Origin of the sequence: Stenotrophomonas sp. PI_27, assembly GCF_027854495.1 — a bacterium.
In the GTDB taxonomy this organism is placed as follows: Bacteria; Pseudomonadota; Gammaproteobacteria; order Xanthomonadales; family Xanthomonadaceae; genus Stenotrophomonas; species Stenotrophomonas pavanii.
In genome coordinates this window covers 35752-50429 of record NZ_JAJNOF010000009.1, presented here as the reverse complement: position 1 = coordinate 50429, position 14678 = coordinate 35752, and the positions used below count along the sequence as shown (strand labels likewise).

The 14678-nt window shown below is 68.7% G+C and carries 13 protein-coding genes; 4 read left to right on the top strand and 9 right to left on the bottom strand.

What is annotated here, in order from left to right:
* Positions 1–186: 186 nt before the first annotated feature.
* The 4 genes from LRM18_RS12935 to LRM18_RS12920 are packed head-to-tail and all read left to right on the top strand — an operon-like array spanning position 187 to position 6257.
* A complete protein-coding gene (locus LRM18_RS12935) occupies positions 187–525 on the top strand; it encodes a hypothetical protein (protein WP_057494028.1) in 339 nt (112 codons plus the stop codon).
* Between the two features lie 56 nt (positions 526–581).
* Entirely contained in the window at positions 582–1835 is a 1254-nt protein-coding gene (locus LRM18_RS12930) for a TolC family protein (RefSeq protein WP_270954772.1), read from the top strand.
* A complete protein-coding gene (locus LRM18_RS12925) occupies positions 1832–3037 on the top strand; it encodes an efflux RND transporter periplasmic adaptor subunit (RefSeq protein ID WP_103282744.1) in 1206 nt (401 codons plus the stop codon). The genes LRM18_RS12930 and LRM18_RS12925 overlap by 4 nt, the downstream gene beginning before the upstream one ends.
* A 10-nt stretch (positions 3038–3047) precedes the next feature.
* Positions 3048–6257: a CusA/CzcA family heavy metal efflux RND transporter gene (locus LRM18_RS12920; protein ID WP_270954771.1), complete on the top strand. Its 3210-nt coding sequence runs from the start codon at positions 3048–3050 to the stop codon at positions 6255–6257.
* Positions 6258–6352: 95 nt separating this feature from the next.
* On the opposite strand, the gene LRM18_RS12915 is transcribed toward LRM18_RS12920, so the two are convergent.
* The 9 genes from LRM18_RS12915 to LRM18_RS12875 form a co-directional block, all read right to left on the bottom strand.
* Positions 6353–8125 carry a DUF885 family protein gene (locus tag LRM18_RS12915; protein WP_103282746.1) on the bottom strand — a complete coding sequence of 591 codons (1773 nt, stop codon included), beginning with the start codon at positions 8123–8125 and terminating at the stop codon, positions 6353–6355.
* Positions 8126–8506: 381 nt separating this feature from the next.
* Positions 8507–8854, bottom strand: a complete 348-nt coding sequence (locus tag LRM18_RS12910; RefSeq protein ID WP_014648879.1) for a lipid-A-disaccharide synthase N-terminal domain-containing protein — start codon at positions 8852–8854, stop codon at positions 8507–8509.
* Positions 8854–9576, bottom strand: coding sequence for a glycosyltransferase family 2 protein (locus LRM18_RS12905; RefSeq protein ID WP_154331405.1), 723 nt, complete (start codon positions 9574–9576; stop codon positions 8854–8856). Before LRM18_RS12905 ends, LRM18_RS12910 begins: the two co-directional genes overlap by 1 nt.
* Before the next feature lie 90 nt (positions 9577–9666).
* Complete coding sequence (locus tag LRM18_RS12900) at positions 9667–10632, bottom strand: NAD-dependent epimerase/dehydratase family protein (RefSeq protein WP_049471125.1); 966 nt, start codon at positions 10630–10632, stop codon at positions 9667–9669.
* 51 nt (positions 10633–10683) lie between these two features.
* Positions 10684–11418, bottom strand: a complete 735-nt coding sequence (locus tag LRM18_RS12895) for a suppressor of fused domain protein (RefSeq protein WP_270954770.1) — start codon at positions 11416–11418, stop codon at positions 10684–10686.
* A gap of 125 nt (positions 11419–11543) precedes the next feature.
* Positions 11544–12467 (bottom strand): ParB/RepB/Spo0J family partition protein, encoded by a 924-nt coding sequence (locus LRM18_RS12890; protein WP_206632281.1) that lies wholly within the window; start codon positions 12465–12467, stop codon positions 11544–11546.
* Entirely contained in the window at positions 12467–13264 is a 798-nt protein-coding gene (locus LRM18_RS12885) for a ParA family protein (RefSeq protein ID WP_014648884.1), read from the bottom strand. The genes LRM18_RS12890 and LRM18_RS12885 overlap by 1 nt, the downstream gene beginning before the upstream one ends.
* 112 nt (positions 13265–13376) lie before the next feature.
* Complete coding sequence (gene rsmG, locus LRM18_RS12880) at positions 13377–14015, bottom strand: 16S rRNA (guanine(527)-N(7))-methyltransferase RsmG (protein ID WP_270954769.1); 639 nt, start codon at positions 14013–14015, stop codon at positions 13377–13379.
* Between the two features lie 39 nt (positions 14016–14054).
* A complete protein-coding gene (locus tag LRM18_RS12875) occupies positions 14055–14654 on the bottom strand; it encodes a 4'-phosphopantetheinyl transferase superfamily protein (RefSeq protein ID WP_270954768.1) in 600 nt (199 codons plus the stop codon).
* Positions 14655–14678: the final 24 nt, after the last annotated feature.

Below are 14678 nucleotides of genomic sequence, written 5' to 3'. Positions count from 1 at the left end.
CCAAGGTCGACACTTACCGGAGCACAGGTGCGCGGCGCACCCGAACGATGTGGTGGGGTCAGAGCTCTTTCCGGAGGAAAGGGATCCGACCCCGCGCCCGGCCCAGCTGAACGGGAGATTCCGACGAATTCCCGAAGCGGCCATTGATATTGTATCCGTCGAAAACCGCTTGCTAGCCTCCCGTCCATGCGCCGGATCGCCCGCCACCTCCGCTCGACCCTGCTGATGCTGCTGATGGCGGCATTCGTGGTCGTGCCGGTGGCCGACGTGCTGGCCTGCGCGGTTGAACCGCACGACACCACTGCGGTGCACGTGGAAAGCAACGCCGATGATGCCGAGGGTGACAGTGACGGCAAGCACACCGGTGCCTGCAGCCACAACCACTGCCACCACTCCAACCTGAGCCTGCCGGCCAGCACCCTCGCCGCCTTCGGTGCGCCGCTGCCGGCGCGCTGGATGAATGCCGGCGACGCGGCGACCTATGCGGTCGCCCAGGATGAATTGACGCGTCCCCCCCGGGCGTGAGTTGAGCGCGTCCCGCGATTGCGGGCTCCCGTTTCACTCACAACCGGAATCCCCCTATGTCGATCCTGACACCTCGGCCGCTGCGTGCGGCCGGGCGGGTCGTCGCCGTGTTGCTGGGCCTGGCCCCAGCGGCAGCGGTGATGGCGCAAGCCGCCCCTTCCTATGACACCCTGCTTGAACGCCTGGACCAGCTGCCCGGCACCCGCGTCGGTGCGGCGCTGGCCGAGGCCGCCGATGCGCGCGCCGACCAGGCCCGCGCACTGCCCAACCCTTCCCTGTCCTGGTCGGCCGAGAACGCCTGGGGCACCGGCTCCTATGGCGGCATGGGCAAGGCCGACAGCGTGCTTACCCTGTCCCAGCCGCTGGAGGTCTGGGGCCAGCGAGGCGCGCGCGTCCGTGCGGCCCGCGCCGAGGCACAGGCGGCCAACCTGCGAGGCACGCAGAGCCGCAGCGACGTGGCCAGCCAGCTGGCGGTGGTCTATGCACAGGCGGAAAGTGCACTGCGCCGCTACACCCTGGCCGAAGAGGCACTGAGCCTCACCCGCGATGACGCCAACGCGGTCAACGCGTTGGTCAAGCAGGGCCGCGAACCGCAGCTGCGTGCGGTGCAGGCGCAGAGCGAAGTGGCCAATGCCAGCGCCGCGCTGGATGAGGCGCAGGCCTTCCGCGATGCCGCGCTGGCCCGCCTGGCCGGCACCGCGCTGCTGGATGCGCCGGTGCAATCGATCAACGACAGCCTGCTCGACCGCGCGCCGCCGCTGCCACGCGGTGCCATCGATACCGCACTGGCGGTGCGCATCGCGGAAGCCGAGGCCGATGCGGCGGGCAAGCTGGTCGACGTGGAGCGCAAGCGCGCCCTGCCCGATCTGAGCGTCACCGCCGCGCAGACCCGCTTTCGCGAGGGGGGCGAGCGTGCCTACAACCTCGGGGTCAGCCTCAGCATCCCGCTGTTCGACCGCAACCGCGGGGGCATCCGCGCCGCCAACGCCGACCAGCGCGCAGCCGAAGCACGCCTGGACCAGCAGCGCCGCGACAGCGAGGCCGAGCGCCTCTCCGCGGTGGCCGGGTTGAAGGCCGCCAGCAGCCGTACCCGCGCCGCCGATGAAAGCGTGGTCGCCGCCGAGGAGGCGTATCGCCTGGCTCGCATTGGCTTCGACGCCGGACGCATCTCGCAGCTGGAACTGCGCAGCACGCGCAGCGCCCTCATCGCCGCCCGCGGCACCGCCGTGGATGCGCGCCTGTCCCGCGTCGCCGCGGAAATCGATCTTGCCCGCCTGGAAGGGCGCGCACCCTTTGTGGAGGCCCCATGACTCTCTCCCGTACTTTCCCGCTGATCGGCGGCGCGCTGCTGGCCGTGCTGCTGGCCGGCTGCGCTGGCAATGCGCAGACGCCTGCAAATGAAGACCCGGCTGCGGCCAAGGCCGGCACCGACGACGGCCATGGCCACGCGTCCGACAGCAAGGAAGCCAAGGCCGAATCCGCAAAGGCGCCCGCCGATGCGGATGAGGGTGTCGTGCAGTTGACCCCCGAGCAGATCAAGGCGTCCGGTATCGAAGTGGTCGCGGTCGGTCGTGGTGGCGGTGGTTCCACGCGCCTGTCCGGCCGCGTCGAACCGTCGGTCGGTGCACGTGCCTCGGTGGCTTCGACCGTGACCGGCCGCGTCGAACGCGTGCTGGTCGCGCCGGGCACCGCGGTGAAGCAGAACCAGGCACTGGCCATCGTAGTCAGTGGCGAAGCCGCGGTGTTCCGCGCCAATGCGCTGGCCGCATCGGCCGAAGCCGAGGCTGCGCGCCTGGCCTATGGCCGCGACAAGGCATTGGTCGAGCAGGGCGTGGTCGCCCGCCAGGAAATGGAAGCCTCGCGCGCACGTTCGCTGGCGGCACAGGCCCAGGCCGCCGCCGCGCAGGCCCAGGCCGCCGCCAACGGTTCGCCGGACAGCAGCGGCCGTGTGCGCATCACCAGTCCGGTGGCCGGCATCGTCGGCAACGTGCAGGTCACCCCGGGTGGCGTGGTCGCCGCCGGCAGCGCGGTGGCCGATGTCGCCGACCCGACGATGAACGAGCTGGTGTTCACCGCACCGCCAGCGCTGGCGGCACAGGTCACGCCGGGCATGACACTGGAAGTGAGCGCGCCGGGTGGCAGCTTCACCGCCACCGTCACCGGTTCGGCCGCCGATGTGCGCCAGCAGGGCGGCGTCGCGGTGATCCGCGCCACGCCGGTGGATGCGGCGCTGCCGCCGGCCGGTTCGCCGGTTTCGGCCGTGGTCGTCACCGAGGGCCAGGATGGCTCGCTCAGCGTGCCGGCCGATGCGGTGCAGAACGTCGATGGCAGCAGCGCGGTGTTCGTCGCCGTCGAAGGTGGCTTCAAGGCACAGCCGGTCCTGGCCGGGCGCCGTGCCGGTGACCGCATAGAGATCCTCGGTGGGCTGACCGGCAGCGAGCGCATCGTCGGTGCCAATGCCTTCCTGCTCAAGGCCGAGCTGGCCAAGGGCGAAGCCGAGCACGGCCACTGAGGAGGCGACCATGTTCAAGCTGATCATTGAAACAGCGGTGCGCCACCGCTGGCTGGTGGTGTTCATGGCCGCGCTGATCGCCGCCGTGGGCCTGTTCCAGCTGGGCAAGCTGCCGATCGACGCGGTGCCGGACATCACCAACCGCCAGGTGCAGATCAACACGGTGGCACCGGCGCTGACCCCGGAGCAGATCGAGCGGCAGGTGACCTATCCGCTGGAAACCGCGCTGGCCGGCATTCCCGGCCTGACCACCACGCGTTCGCTGTCGCGCAATGGCTTCTCGCAGGTCACCGCGATCTTCACCGATGCCACCGACATCTACTTCGCCCGCCAGCAGGTGGCCGAGCGCATGCGCGAGGCGTCCGAAGACCTGCCCGACGGTGCATCGCCGATGCTGTCGCCGGTCACCACCGGGCTTGGCGAGGTGCTGATGTGGACGGTGGACTTCACCGCGTTCGATCCGGCCAAGGTGGCCAAGCCCGGTGAAGCGGGCTGGCAGGCTGGCGAGGTCTACCGCACGCCGGAAGGCAACCTGCTGCGTACACCGGAAGAACGTGCGACCTACCTGCGCACCGTGCAGGACTGGATCATCGCGCCGCAGATGCGTTCCAGCTCGGGGCTGGCCGGGGTCGATACGGTTGGCGGCTACGTCAAGGAGTACGGCGTGCATCCGGACAGCGCCAGACTGGCCGCGCATGGCCTCGGCCTGGCCGACCTGGTCACCGCCCTGCAGCGTTCCAACGTGCAGGCCGGCGCCGGCTTCGTGCAGCGTGCCGGCGAAGGCCTGGTGGTGCGTGCCGATGGCCTGGCGCTGACCACCGACGACCTGGCGCAGGCACCGGTGGCCACCCGCAATGGCATGGTGGTGCGCGTGGCCGATGTGGCCACGGTGGAACTGAGCCGCGCGCCGCGGCTGGGCGCGGCCAGCCGCAACGGCCATGAAGCCGTGCTGGGTACCGCGCTGATGATCGCCGGTGGCAACAGTCGCACCGTGGCGCAGGCAGCTGCCGCGCGCCTGGAGCAGGTGAACAAGTCACTGCCGGCCGACATCGTGGCGGCACCGGTGCTGGACCGCAGCGTGCTGGTCAATTCCACCATCAAGACCGTGGCCAAGAACCTCACCGAGGGCGCGCTGCTGGTGGTGGTGGTGCTGTTCCTGCTGCTGGGCAACCTGCGTGCGGCGACGATCACCGCGCTGGTGATTCCGCTGTCGTTCCTGTTCGCAGTGATCGGCATGAACCGCTTCGGCATCAGTGGCAACCTGATGAGCCTGGGTGCGCTGGATTTCGGCATCCTGGTGGACGGTGCGGTGATCGTGGTCGAGTCGACGCTGCTGATGCTGGGCCAGCGCCGCGCCGAACTGGGTCGTGCGCTGACCGCGATGGAGCGGCTGCGCGTGGCCGCCGATGCAGCGCTGAAAATGGCGCGACCGGCGGCGTTCGGCCAGCTGATCATCCTGCTGGTGTTCGCACCGATCCTCACGCTGGAAGGCGTGGAGGGCAAGACGTTCCACCCGATGGCGGCGACCTTCATGCTGGCCCTGGTCGGTGCCTTCCTGTTCTCCTTCACCTTCGTGCCGGCGATGGCCGCGCTGCTGGTGCGCGAGCCCAAGGTGAAAGAAGGTGACGCACATGCTGACGACGGCGAGCACGAAACCAGGCTGATCCGCGTGCTGCGTGCGCGCATCGAACCAGTGGTGCGCAAGGCCGTGGCGCACCCGCGCACGGTGCTGGCCGGTGCGGTGATGATGGTGGTGGTGGGCGTCGGCGCGTTCTCGCTGCTGGGCCGCGAGTTCATGCCGACGCTGGATGAAGGCAACGTGGCGATGCAGGCCCTGCGCGTGCCGTCGACTTCGCTGGAGCAGTCGCTGGCGATGCAGCTGGCGCTGGAGAAGGCGATCGCCAAAGAGCCGGAAGTGGAAACCGTGTTCTCGCGCACCGGTACCGCCGAGGCGGCCATTGACCCGATGCCGACCAACATCTCCGACAGCGTGATCGTACTGAAGCCGCGCAAGGACTGGCCCGATCCGACGCTGGCCAAGGACGCACTGGTGGCGCGCTTCGAGAAACTGGCCGGGCAGCAGCTGGGCAACAGCTTCGAGTTCAGCCAGCCGATCGAGCTGCGCTTCAACGAACTGATTTCCGGCGTGCGTACCGACCTGGCGGTGATGATCTTCGGCGATGACTTCAGCCAGCTGCAGAAGGTGGCCGACCAGGTGGCGCTGAAGCTGCGTGCGGTGAACGGCGCGGCCGACGTGCGGGTGGAACAGATCTCTGGCCTGCCCACGCTCAACGTGGCGATCGACCACGTAGCGGCGGCACAGTACGGGCTGACCGCCGCAGACGTGAGTGATGCGCTGTCCACCGGCATTGGTGGCACGGCAGCCGGCAAGATCTTCGAGGGTGATCGCCGCTTCAATGTGGTAGTGCGCCTGGACGATGCCTCGCGCAACGATCCGGACCAGTTGGCGTCGCTGCCGATCGCTACGCCATCTGGGCTGGTGATTCCGTTGTCGTCGGTGGCGCGCATCACGGTCAGTGAAGGACCGAACCAGATCAGCCGCAACAACGGCAGCCGCCGCGTAGTGGTGCAGGCCAACGTGCGTGGCCGCGACCTGGGCGGCTTCGTCGGCGAGGCACAGGCCGCGGTGGCCGACGTGGCGCTGCCGCCGGGTGCGTACCTGACCTGGGGTGGCCAGTTCGAGAACCTGCAGCGCGCGGAGAAGCGACTGGCAACGGTGGTGCCGGTGGTGTTCCTGCTGATCGGCAGCCTGCTGTTCATGGCCCTGCGCAGCGGCAAGGAAGCCATTCTGGTGTTCAGCTGCGTGCCGTTGGCGCTGGTTGGCGGCATCCTCGCGCTGCTGCTGCGGGGCATGCCGTTCTCGGTATCGGCGGCGGTTGGCTTCATCGCCGTCTCCGGCGTGGCCACGTTGAACGGCCTGGTGCTGATGCAGGCGATCCGCGAACGCCTGGACGCCGGTGACCTGCCGCTGCAGGCAGCGATCAACGGTGCCTCCAGCCGCATCCGCGCGGTGCTGACCACGGCGCTGGTGGCCATCGTCGGCTTCATCCCGATGGCGATTGCCAGCGGTTCCGGTGCGGAGGTGCAGAAGCCGCTGGCGACGGTGGTGATCGGCGGACTGATCACCGCCACCGTGCTGACCCTGCTGGTGCTGCCGACCTTCGCGGCGCGGGTAGCCAAGCCGCGGGCGGTGGGTTGAGGTGAGAGGGGGTCGGAGCCCTTTCCACAGGAAAGGGATCCGACCCCGTGACCGGGTCGGGTTGCCGGCCAGCGGCCGGCACTACCCGGTAACGGTCAGGCCTTCTTGCGCTCGGCGATATAGGCCTGGATCTGCTGTTCCAGCACCGGCAGCGGCACCGAGCCCTGCTTGAGCAGGGTGTCATGGAACCCCTTGATGTCGAACTTGTCGCCCAGCTCCTTCTCGGCCTGCGCACGCAGGCGCACGATGGCGATCTCGCCCAGCTTGTAGCTCAGCGCCTGGCCCGGCCAGGAAATGTAGCGGTCCACTTCGGTGGTCACTTCATGCTCGCTCAGCGCGGTGTGGTCACGCAGGTAGGCCAGCGCCTGTTCGCGGCTCCAGCCCTTGCTGTGAACGCCGGTGTCGATCACCAGGCGCGCCGCGCGCCACATCTCGTAGGTCAGGCGGCCGAAATCCTCGTACGGGGTTTCGTAGATGCCCATCTCCACGCCCAGCTTCTCGCAGTACAGCGCCCAGCCTTCGCCATAGGCGGAGATGTAGGCGTTGCGGCGGAACTCGGGCAGGTTCTTCTGCTCGGCGGCGATCGCGCCCTGCAGCGAATGGCCCGGATCGGATTCATGCAGGGTCAGCGCCGGCAGGTTGTACAGCGGGCGCGATGGCAGGTTGTAGGTGTTGAGCCAGTAGGTACCCATGCCACCGCGGCCGGCCGTCCAGAACGGTGCGATGTCCGGCGGCACCGGCACGATGGTGAAGCGTGCGCGCGGCAACGTCATGTACTTGCCGAGCTGGCCGTCCGCCCGCTTGGAAATCCACGCGGCACGCGACAGCAGCTCTTCCGGCGTCTTGGCATAGAACTGCGGATCGGTACGCAGGAAGGTCAGGAACTCGGCGAAGCTGCCCTTGAACTTCACCTGCTTGATGATGTCGTTCATCTCGCTCTGGATGCGAGCGACTTCCTCCAGGCCGATCCGATGGATCTCGTCCGGCGACAGGTCCAGCGTGGTGTATTCGTGGATCTGCTGCCGGTAGTACGCCTTGCCATCGGGCATCGCTTCGGCGGCCAGGGTGGTACGCGCCTGCGGCACGTATTCGTTGACGAAGAAGGTGCGCAGCTGCTGGAACGCCGGCACTACCTTGCCGCTGATCGCCGCACGCGCCTGCGCCTGCAGCCTGGCCTGTTCGGCGGCCGGGATGCTGTTGGGCAGCTTCTTGAACGGCGCGTACAGCGGCGATTCGGTCGGGTCCTTCAGCTCGGCGACGGTGGCGATGGACACTTCGCGGCCGTCGAGCACCGCGCGCGGCACGCTGAAGCCACGCTTCAGGCCAGCGCGCATGTTCTCGGTCTGCTGGCCGAAGTAGCGCGGCACATCGTTCAGGCGCGCAATGTAGTTCTGGTAGTCCTGCACGGTCTTCATCTCGCGCCGCGCCATGAAGGACAGGTTGGACCAGAACGAGGAGTCGGCGTTGAACGGCATCTCGTAGGCGCGCAGGCGCACTTCCTCGGCCAGGTTGAACACCTGGTCGTGGTAGATCGCGTAGTTGACCTGGTTGTCAGCCGACAGGGTCTTCGGGTCGATCTTCTTCAGCGCGGCCAGGGTCTCGTCCCACACCTTCAGGCGCGCCTGCTGCGCGGCCGGGCCGACGTCAGGCATGCGGGTGGCGTTGGCGGGCGCGTCTTCATCCTCGCTGGCCTCGCCACCTCCCTGCTGGCGCCACTTCCACTCCTTCTCGTACAGCGCGCGGAAGGCGGCGTCGGCGGGCGATTCGGTGGCCACGCTGGCCGGTGCGGCAGTGGCGGACGGCGCGGCCAGGGCCACGGCGGGGGTGGACAGGGCGAGCAGCAGGGCGACGGCAAGACGGGTTTTCACGAGCACAGGTTCCCGGGAAGGCAGGCCCCGATGATGGCACCCCCCACCGCCCGTGGCATGGGACGAAGGTCCTGCCTGCAGCGCCGGAGGCGCGTGGTAGAGCCGACTGGGTAGAGCCGACTGTTAGTCGGCTGCTCTTCCGCCAGACGTGGCAAAGTCCGCGCTCCGCGCGAAAGTCGACTGACCGTCGACGCTACCCGCAGCAGGGAGGACCGGGAACCGGCCGCCGGCCGAGACCCCGGCACCGAAGGCGCGTGGTAGAGCCGACTGGGTAGAGCCGACTGTCAGTCGGCTGCTCTTCCGCCACATGTAGCAAAGCCCGCGCTCCGCGCGAAAGTCGACTGACCGTCGACGCTACCCAGGGCAGGCACCCCGCAGGCCTCAGTGGCTGGCCTTGTCGCGCTTCCAGCCGCGGTGCTTGATGTCCAGGTGCAGGCTGTACAGCGCGGTGAACGCCGGGAACAGGTTCTGCAGCACGCCCACCGAATCCTGCTTGGCCGAGAACAGGAAGTAGCTCAGCGTCATCAGGCTGCCCAGCACGCTCATGTACCAGAACAGGCGCGGGATCACCGGCTTGCCGGCGCGCTTGGACGCGACGAACTGGACCAGCCAGCGGCCGCCGAACATCAGCGCGCCGGTATAGCCGATCAGCTTCCAGCCGGTCACGTGCAGGCCAGTCCAGTACAGCCAGGTCAGCGGCTGGTCGAGCCAATGCAGCTCCAGATCCATCAACGCTCCTCCACCGCGGTGCGCTTGCTGCGGGTGATCAGCCAGGCCACGCCACGCAGGTCACGGATGCCGACCAGCGCGCGGCCGAGGTTGTTGTACTTCGACACGCCAGCGGTGCGGTGGCGGTGGTTGACCGGCACGCTGGTGGTCTTCCAGCCGGCGCGCTGCATCAGCGCCGGCAGGTAGCGGTGCATGTGGTCGAAGTACGGCAGGTCGAGGAACGCGCTGCGCTCGAACAGCTTGATGCCACAGCCGGTATCGGGCGTGTCATCGCGCAGCATGCGGGCGCGGATGCGGTTGGCCCAGCGGCTGGCCCAGCGCTTGCTGCCACTGTCCTGGCGGTTGACGCGCCAGCCGGCGAACAGCTTCACCTGCACATCGGCAGCGTCGCGTGCGGCCAGCAGCTTGGGGATATCGGCCGGATCGTTCTGGCCATCGCCATCCAGGGTCGCGATCCACGGCGCCCGCGCATGCTTGACGCCGGTGCGCACGGCGGTGCTCTGCCCGCTCTGGTTCACGTGATGCAGTACCCGCAGTTCCGGCGTGGTCGCCTTCAGTCCCTGCAGCACCGCCAGGGTGTCATCGCGCGAGTGATCGTCGATGTAGACGATCTCGAACGGCAGCCGGCCACGCAGCGCAGCGGTGATTTCGGCGACCAGCGGGGCGACATTGTCGCGCTCGTTGAACACCGGGACGACAACGGAAAGCTCGGGTTGGCTCATAAGGCACTCGGCCAAAGGGGGGACAAAGACCGCGCATTCTCCGCAGCCGAGGTTATCCGAAGATGAACCCGGCAGCGTGAGGATCCGTCCTCAGGCGCGATCACCAAAATACTCGCGGCACCACTGCACCACCGGCGGCAGCCCTGCTTCGATCGGGGTCACCGCATCGAAGCCGAAAGCGTCATGCGCGCGCCGGGTATCGGCCATCGTGCGCACCATGTCGCCGGGCTGCATGGGCTTGTAGACCTTCTGCGCGGGGCGGCCGGCAGCCTGCTCGATCACGCTGATGAAGCGCTCCAGCTCGACCGGCGTATGGTTGCCGAGGTTGAACACCCGGTGCGGCACCGGACCATCGGACGGATGCGCGAGCGCGCCGAGGATACCCGACACGATGTCGGAGACATGTGTGAAATCGCGCTGCATGCGGCCTTCGTTGAACACGTCGATCGGGCGCCCGGCCAGCACCGCGCGCGAAAACAGCAGCGGCGCCATGTCCGGCCGGCCCCACGGGCCGTAGACGGTGAAGAAGCGCAGGCCGGTGGCATGCAGGCCGTACAGCTGCGCGTAGGTATGGGCCATCAGCTCGTTGGCGGCCTTGGTCGCCGCGTACAGCGAGCGCGGCTGGTCCACGCGCTGGTCCTCGGAGAACGGCGGCGTGGCCGAATCGCCGTAGACCGAGCTGCTGGAGGCGTACACCAGGTGCTGCACGCCACCGTGGCGGCACAGCTCGAGCATGTTGACAAAGCCGACCAGGTTGCTGTCGACGTAGGCGTGCGGGTTTTCCAGCGAATAGCGCACGCCGGCCTGCGCGGCCAGGTGGATCACCGCGCTCGGCTTCACTTCATCGAACAGTGCGGCCAGGCCTTCGCGGTCGGTCAGGTCCAGGGTGCGCAGGTCCAGCGACGGGCACAGCGCGGCCACGCGGTCGCGCTTGATCTGCGGATCGTAGTAATCGTTGAAGTTGTCCAGGCCGACCACCGACTGGCCGGCCTCCAGCAGGGCGCGGGCGGTGTAGGCACCGATGAAGCCGGCAGCGCCGGTGAGCAGGAGGGTCATTGCAGTTGCCTGGATTTCAATGAGGACAGGTGCAGAGGATACGCCGCAGGCTCAGAACAGCCCGAAACGCTTCCTGGCCACGTTGGTGCGACCGGGTTCGATCACGTCCTGGATCTTCTTCGCATTGAAGCGGTCGAGCAGCGCCTCGGCGCCCTTCTTCAGCTTCAGGTCCATCTCTTCCGGATACAGCGGAACCAGGGTCATGAAGCTGATGGTCCTGCCGTCGTCCAGTTCCAGCGTGGCGAAGTCATCCGGGGTAGTCACCGGCGGCAGCACGATGGCGCCGTCGAAGCCCACGCCCGGCGCATAGGGCTCGCTGGGATGGCCGTTGGGAATGGTGTGGCCGAAGCCCAGCCAGGTGTCGTACTCGTGCGGCAGCCGCGCCATGCCCTTCAGCAGGCGCACCGGCCAGTAGTTGCGTTCGTCCTCGAAAGCCTCCTGCGTGATCGGCCAGTCCGCCGGCAGGGTCACCATCAGTTCCATGTAGCGCGGCACGTCCGCACCGACTTCGGCGGGCACGGTCATCGGCAGGTCGCTCATGCCGGAAGTGACCAGGCGCAGGTACGGGAACTGGTCATTGGCCGGCACCACGTGCACGTCGATGTGCACCAGGTCGGAGATGATCTCGTGGAAGACACCGGACACCGGGCCCAGATGGCGTTCGAGGTGGGCGCTGATCGCCTCGATGTGCTGTTCTTCGCCGATGGCGAGCGCGAAGTCCTTCTGGCGGCTGTGCACCAGGATCGGGCTGCCGCCCGGGCTGACGTCGTCGAATGGGTGGCTCATGTCCTGCTCCCTGGATGAAGCCACGGACCGGAGAGCAGTGCATCCCCCGGTGCGCGCGGCGGTGCGTTCCCTGTCATCTACAGACGCGGCAGGAACAGGCCGCATCCCCTGTCGCGGCGCCGGGCTCAGCCCTGGCGCGTACGCAGCTTTTCCAGCACGCCGTCGAGGGTGTCCAGGTCGGTGTAGTGGATGATCAGCTTGCCCTTGCCACCGCGGCCATGATTGATCGCCACCTTGGCGCCCAATGCTTCGGACAGCTCGGTTTCCAGCGAGGCGATGTCGGCCTGCTGCACCCTCGGCGTGGCCGCCGGGCGGTTGCTCGGCACCTTGCCGGCGGCGAAGGCCTGCGCACGGCGCTCGACCTCGCGCACCGACCAGCCTTCATCGGCCGCTTCCTGGGCCAGCTTGCCGGCCAGCTCGGGGGCCAGGGTCAGCAGCGCGCGGGCGTGGCCCATTTCCAGGCGGCGGGTTTCCAGCAGCAGGCGGATCGCCACCGGCAGCTCCAGCAGGCGCAGCAGGTTGGACACCGCCGCGCGCGAGCGGCCGACGGCCTCGGCGGCCTCGGCATGGGTCAGGGTGAACTCGCTGATCAGGCGCTGCAGCGCTTCGGCCTCTTCCAGCGGGTTGAGGTCTTCGCGCTGGATGTTCTCGATCAGCGCCATCGCGATGACGGTGCGGTCTTCCAGCTCGCGCACCACCACCGGCACTTCATCCAGCCCGGCCAGCTGCGATGCGCGCCAGCGGCGTTCACCGGCGACGATTTCGTAGTTGCCTGCCGGCAGCTGGCGCACCAGGATCGGCTGGATCACACCCTGCGACTTGATCGAGTCGGCCAGCTCGGACAGCTTGCCCTCGTCCATCTCGCGGCGCGGCTGGTACTTGCCCGGCTGCAGCTGGCCGACCGGCAACTTGCGCAGCACTTCACCCGGCAGCGGCTCGATCACCGCAGTGGTGGCCTGCACCTGGCTGACCGCGCCTTTCGGGCCCAGCAGCGCGTCCAGGCCACGGCCGAGGCCTCGCTTCTTGGCTGCCGGCTTGCTGCTGGTCATCAGACGATCTCCACGGCCTTGCCGGCCTTGTTGCGTTCGTTGTTGCGGCGGATGATCTCGCCGGCTAGCCCCAGGTAGGCCACGCCACCGCGCGAGGCGCGGTCGTAGCCGACGATGCTCTGGCCATGGCTGGGCGCCTCGGCCAGGCGCACGTTGCGCGGCACGATGGTGCGGAACACGCGGTCGCCGAAGTGCTCGGTGAGCTCGGCCGACACTGCGTTGGCCAGGTTGTTGCGCACGTCGAACATGGTGCGCAGCACGCCTTCGATCTCCAGCGCCGGGTTCAGGCTGGTGCGCAGCGCTTCGATGGTTTCCACCAGCGCGCTCAGGCCTTCCAGTGCGTAGTACTCGCACTGCATCGGCACGATCACTGAATCGGCGGCGGCCAGCGCGTTGAGCGTCAGCAGCGACAGCGCCGGCGGGCAGTCGATCAGGATGTAGTCGTACTCGTCGCGGATCGGCGCCAGCGCGCGCTTCAGGCGCTGCTCGCGCTCGCTCTGGCCCATCAGCTGGATCTCGGCGGCGGTCAGGTCGATGTTGCCGGGCAGCAGGTCGTACCCCTCGGCGGTCTGCACGCGCACGTCGGCGGCACTGTTCTCGCCCAGCAGCAGGTCACAGGTGGAGGCGGCCAGCTCGCGTTTGTCCACGCCACTGCCCATGGTCGCGTTGCCCTGCGAATCCAGGTCGACCAACAGCACGCGCTTGGGTGCGTTGGCCAGGGAAGCGGCCAGGTTGACGGCGGTCGTGGTCTTGCCGACGCCACCCTTCTGGTTGGCGATGGCGATGATGCGGGCCATGCGGGTGTGCCTCGTCGACGTGTGCTGGGACCGGTCATTATGCGTACAACCGGCCCCTTGCGGAAATCGTGGATCGCCAACCCGTTGTTCCACAAGGGGCTGGCGCCGGGAATCAGGGGCCTGTAACGGTGACCAGGTGGCGTTCGCCGGCCAGGCCGGGCACGTTCAGCGGGGTCACCTCGCGCACCTGCCAGCCCGCCGGCAGGTCTGCGATCTCCTCATGGGGGTAGACGCCCTTCATGGCCAGCAGCACGCCGCCGGGGCGCAGCAGGTGGCCACCGACGCGGACGATGCCGGCCAGGGTGTCCATCGCGCGCGCGGTCAGCTGGTCGTAGCGACCGGCCTCGTCCAGCGCCTCGGCGCGCGATTCGGCCACGCGGGCGTTGTCCAGGCCGAGCTGGCGCACGGCCTCGCGCATGAAGCGCGCCTTCTTGCCATTGCTCTCGACCAGGGTGACCTGCAGGCCCGGGCAGGCGATCGCCAGCGGGATGCCGGGCAACCCGGGGCCGGTGCCGAGGTCGGCCAGGCTGCCATCGGCCACGAACGGCTGCATCGCCAGCGAGTCGAGCAGGTGGCGGGTGACCATCTCCTGCGGGTCGCGGATGGCGGTGAGGTTGTAGGTGCCGTTCCAGCGGTGCAGCAGGGCCAGGTAGCGCAGCAGCGGCGGCGCCAGCGCGGCATCCAGGCCCATGCTGGCCAGGCCCTGTTCCAGCGTGGTGGCCACGCTGGCGGGAAGTGGGTGTTCGCTCATGCCGGCATTATCGCCGGTTTTGCACGCCGATTCCCCGCTTCAGTGCGGATACCAGGCCAATGCGGCGCGGAACTGGCCGCTGGCCTGCCACTCGTGCAGGTGCCAGCGCGCGGCCTCCCCCAGCTCCGGGTCGCACCAGTGCAGGTGCAGGGCGCCGTCGGCCCCCGGCGCCAGCTGCAGGCGGTGCAGGCCGAACGAGATGCCCTGCCCGTGCGCCTTCAGGATGGCCTCCTTGACGCACCACACGCGGAAGAACCAGTGCTCGCGGTCGGCCTCGTCCAGGCATTCCAGCCAGGCCACCTCCTGGGGGTGGAAGAAGCGCCGCACGATCTCCAGCAGGCGCGGCCGCGGCCGCAGCAGCTCCAGGTCCACGCCCAGCCGCACGCCTTCGCCCAGCGCCACCAGCAGCACCTCGCCGCTGTGGCTCCAGCCGGTGCCGTAGTGGGCCAACGGGCCGCTCAGCTCCGGCCGGCCCTTGTCATCGCGGACCAGCGGCAGCGTCTCCGGATCAGCCCCGAGGGCCTGCGCCAGCACCTGCCGCGCCTGCGGTTCACCCCGCTGGCCGGGCACATGGGGGCGCCGCCAGACGGTCACCGGACCGAAGCGCCACGGGCCGTCGAGGGTGGCTGGCGGGCTCATGCGCACGCGCCCGTCACGCAATTG

Coding starts and splice junctions, on each gene's coding strand:
- LRM18_RS12935 (WP_057494028.1), top strand. CDS start 187: ATGCGCCGGATCGCCCGCCACCTCCGCTCGACCCTGCTGATGCTGCTG.
- LRM18_RS12930 (WP_270954772.1), top strand. CDS start 582: ATGTCGATCCTGACACCTCGGCCGCTGCGTGCGGCCGGGCGGGTCGTC.
- LRM18_RS12925 (WP_103282744.1), top strand. CDS start 1,832: ATGACTCTCTCCCGTACTTTCCCGCTGATCGGCGGCGCGCTGCTGGCC.
- LRM18_RS12920 (WP_270954771.1), top strand. CDS start 3,048: ATGTTCAAGCTGATCATTGAAACAGCGGTGCGCCACCGCTGGCTGGTG.
- LRM18_RS12910 (WP_014648879.1), bottom strand. CDS start 8,854: ATGGATCTGGAGCTGCATTGGCTCGACCAGCCGCTGACCTGGCTGTAC.
- LRM18_RS12905 (WP_154331405.1), bottom strand. CDS start 9,576: ATGAGCCAACCCGAGCTTTCCGTTGTCGTCCCGGTGTTCAACGAGCGC.
- LRM18_RS12900 (WP_049471125.1), bottom strand. CDS start 10,632: ATGACCCTCCTGCTCACCGGCGCTGCCGGCTTCATCGGTGCCTACACC.
- LRM18_RS12895 (WP_270954770.1), bottom strand. CDS start 11,418: ATGAGCCACCCATTCGACGACGTCAGCCCGGGCGGCAGCCCGATCCTG.
- LRM18_RS12890 (WP_206632281.1), bottom strand. CDS start 12,467: ATGACCAGCAGCAAGCCGGCAGCCAAGAAGCGAGGCCTCGGCCGTGGC.
- LRM18_RS12885 (WP_014648884.1), bottom strand. CDS start 13,264: ATGGCCCGCATCATCGCCATCGCCAACCAGAAGGGTGGCGTCGGCAAG.
- rsmG (WP_270954769.1), bottom strand. CDS start 14,015: ATGAGCGAACACCCACTTCCCGCCAGCGTGGCCACCACGCTGGAACAG.
- LRM18_RS12875 (WP_270954768.1), bottom strand. CDS start 14,654: ATGAGCCCGCCAGCCACCCTCGACGGCCCGTGGCGCTTCGGTCCGGTG.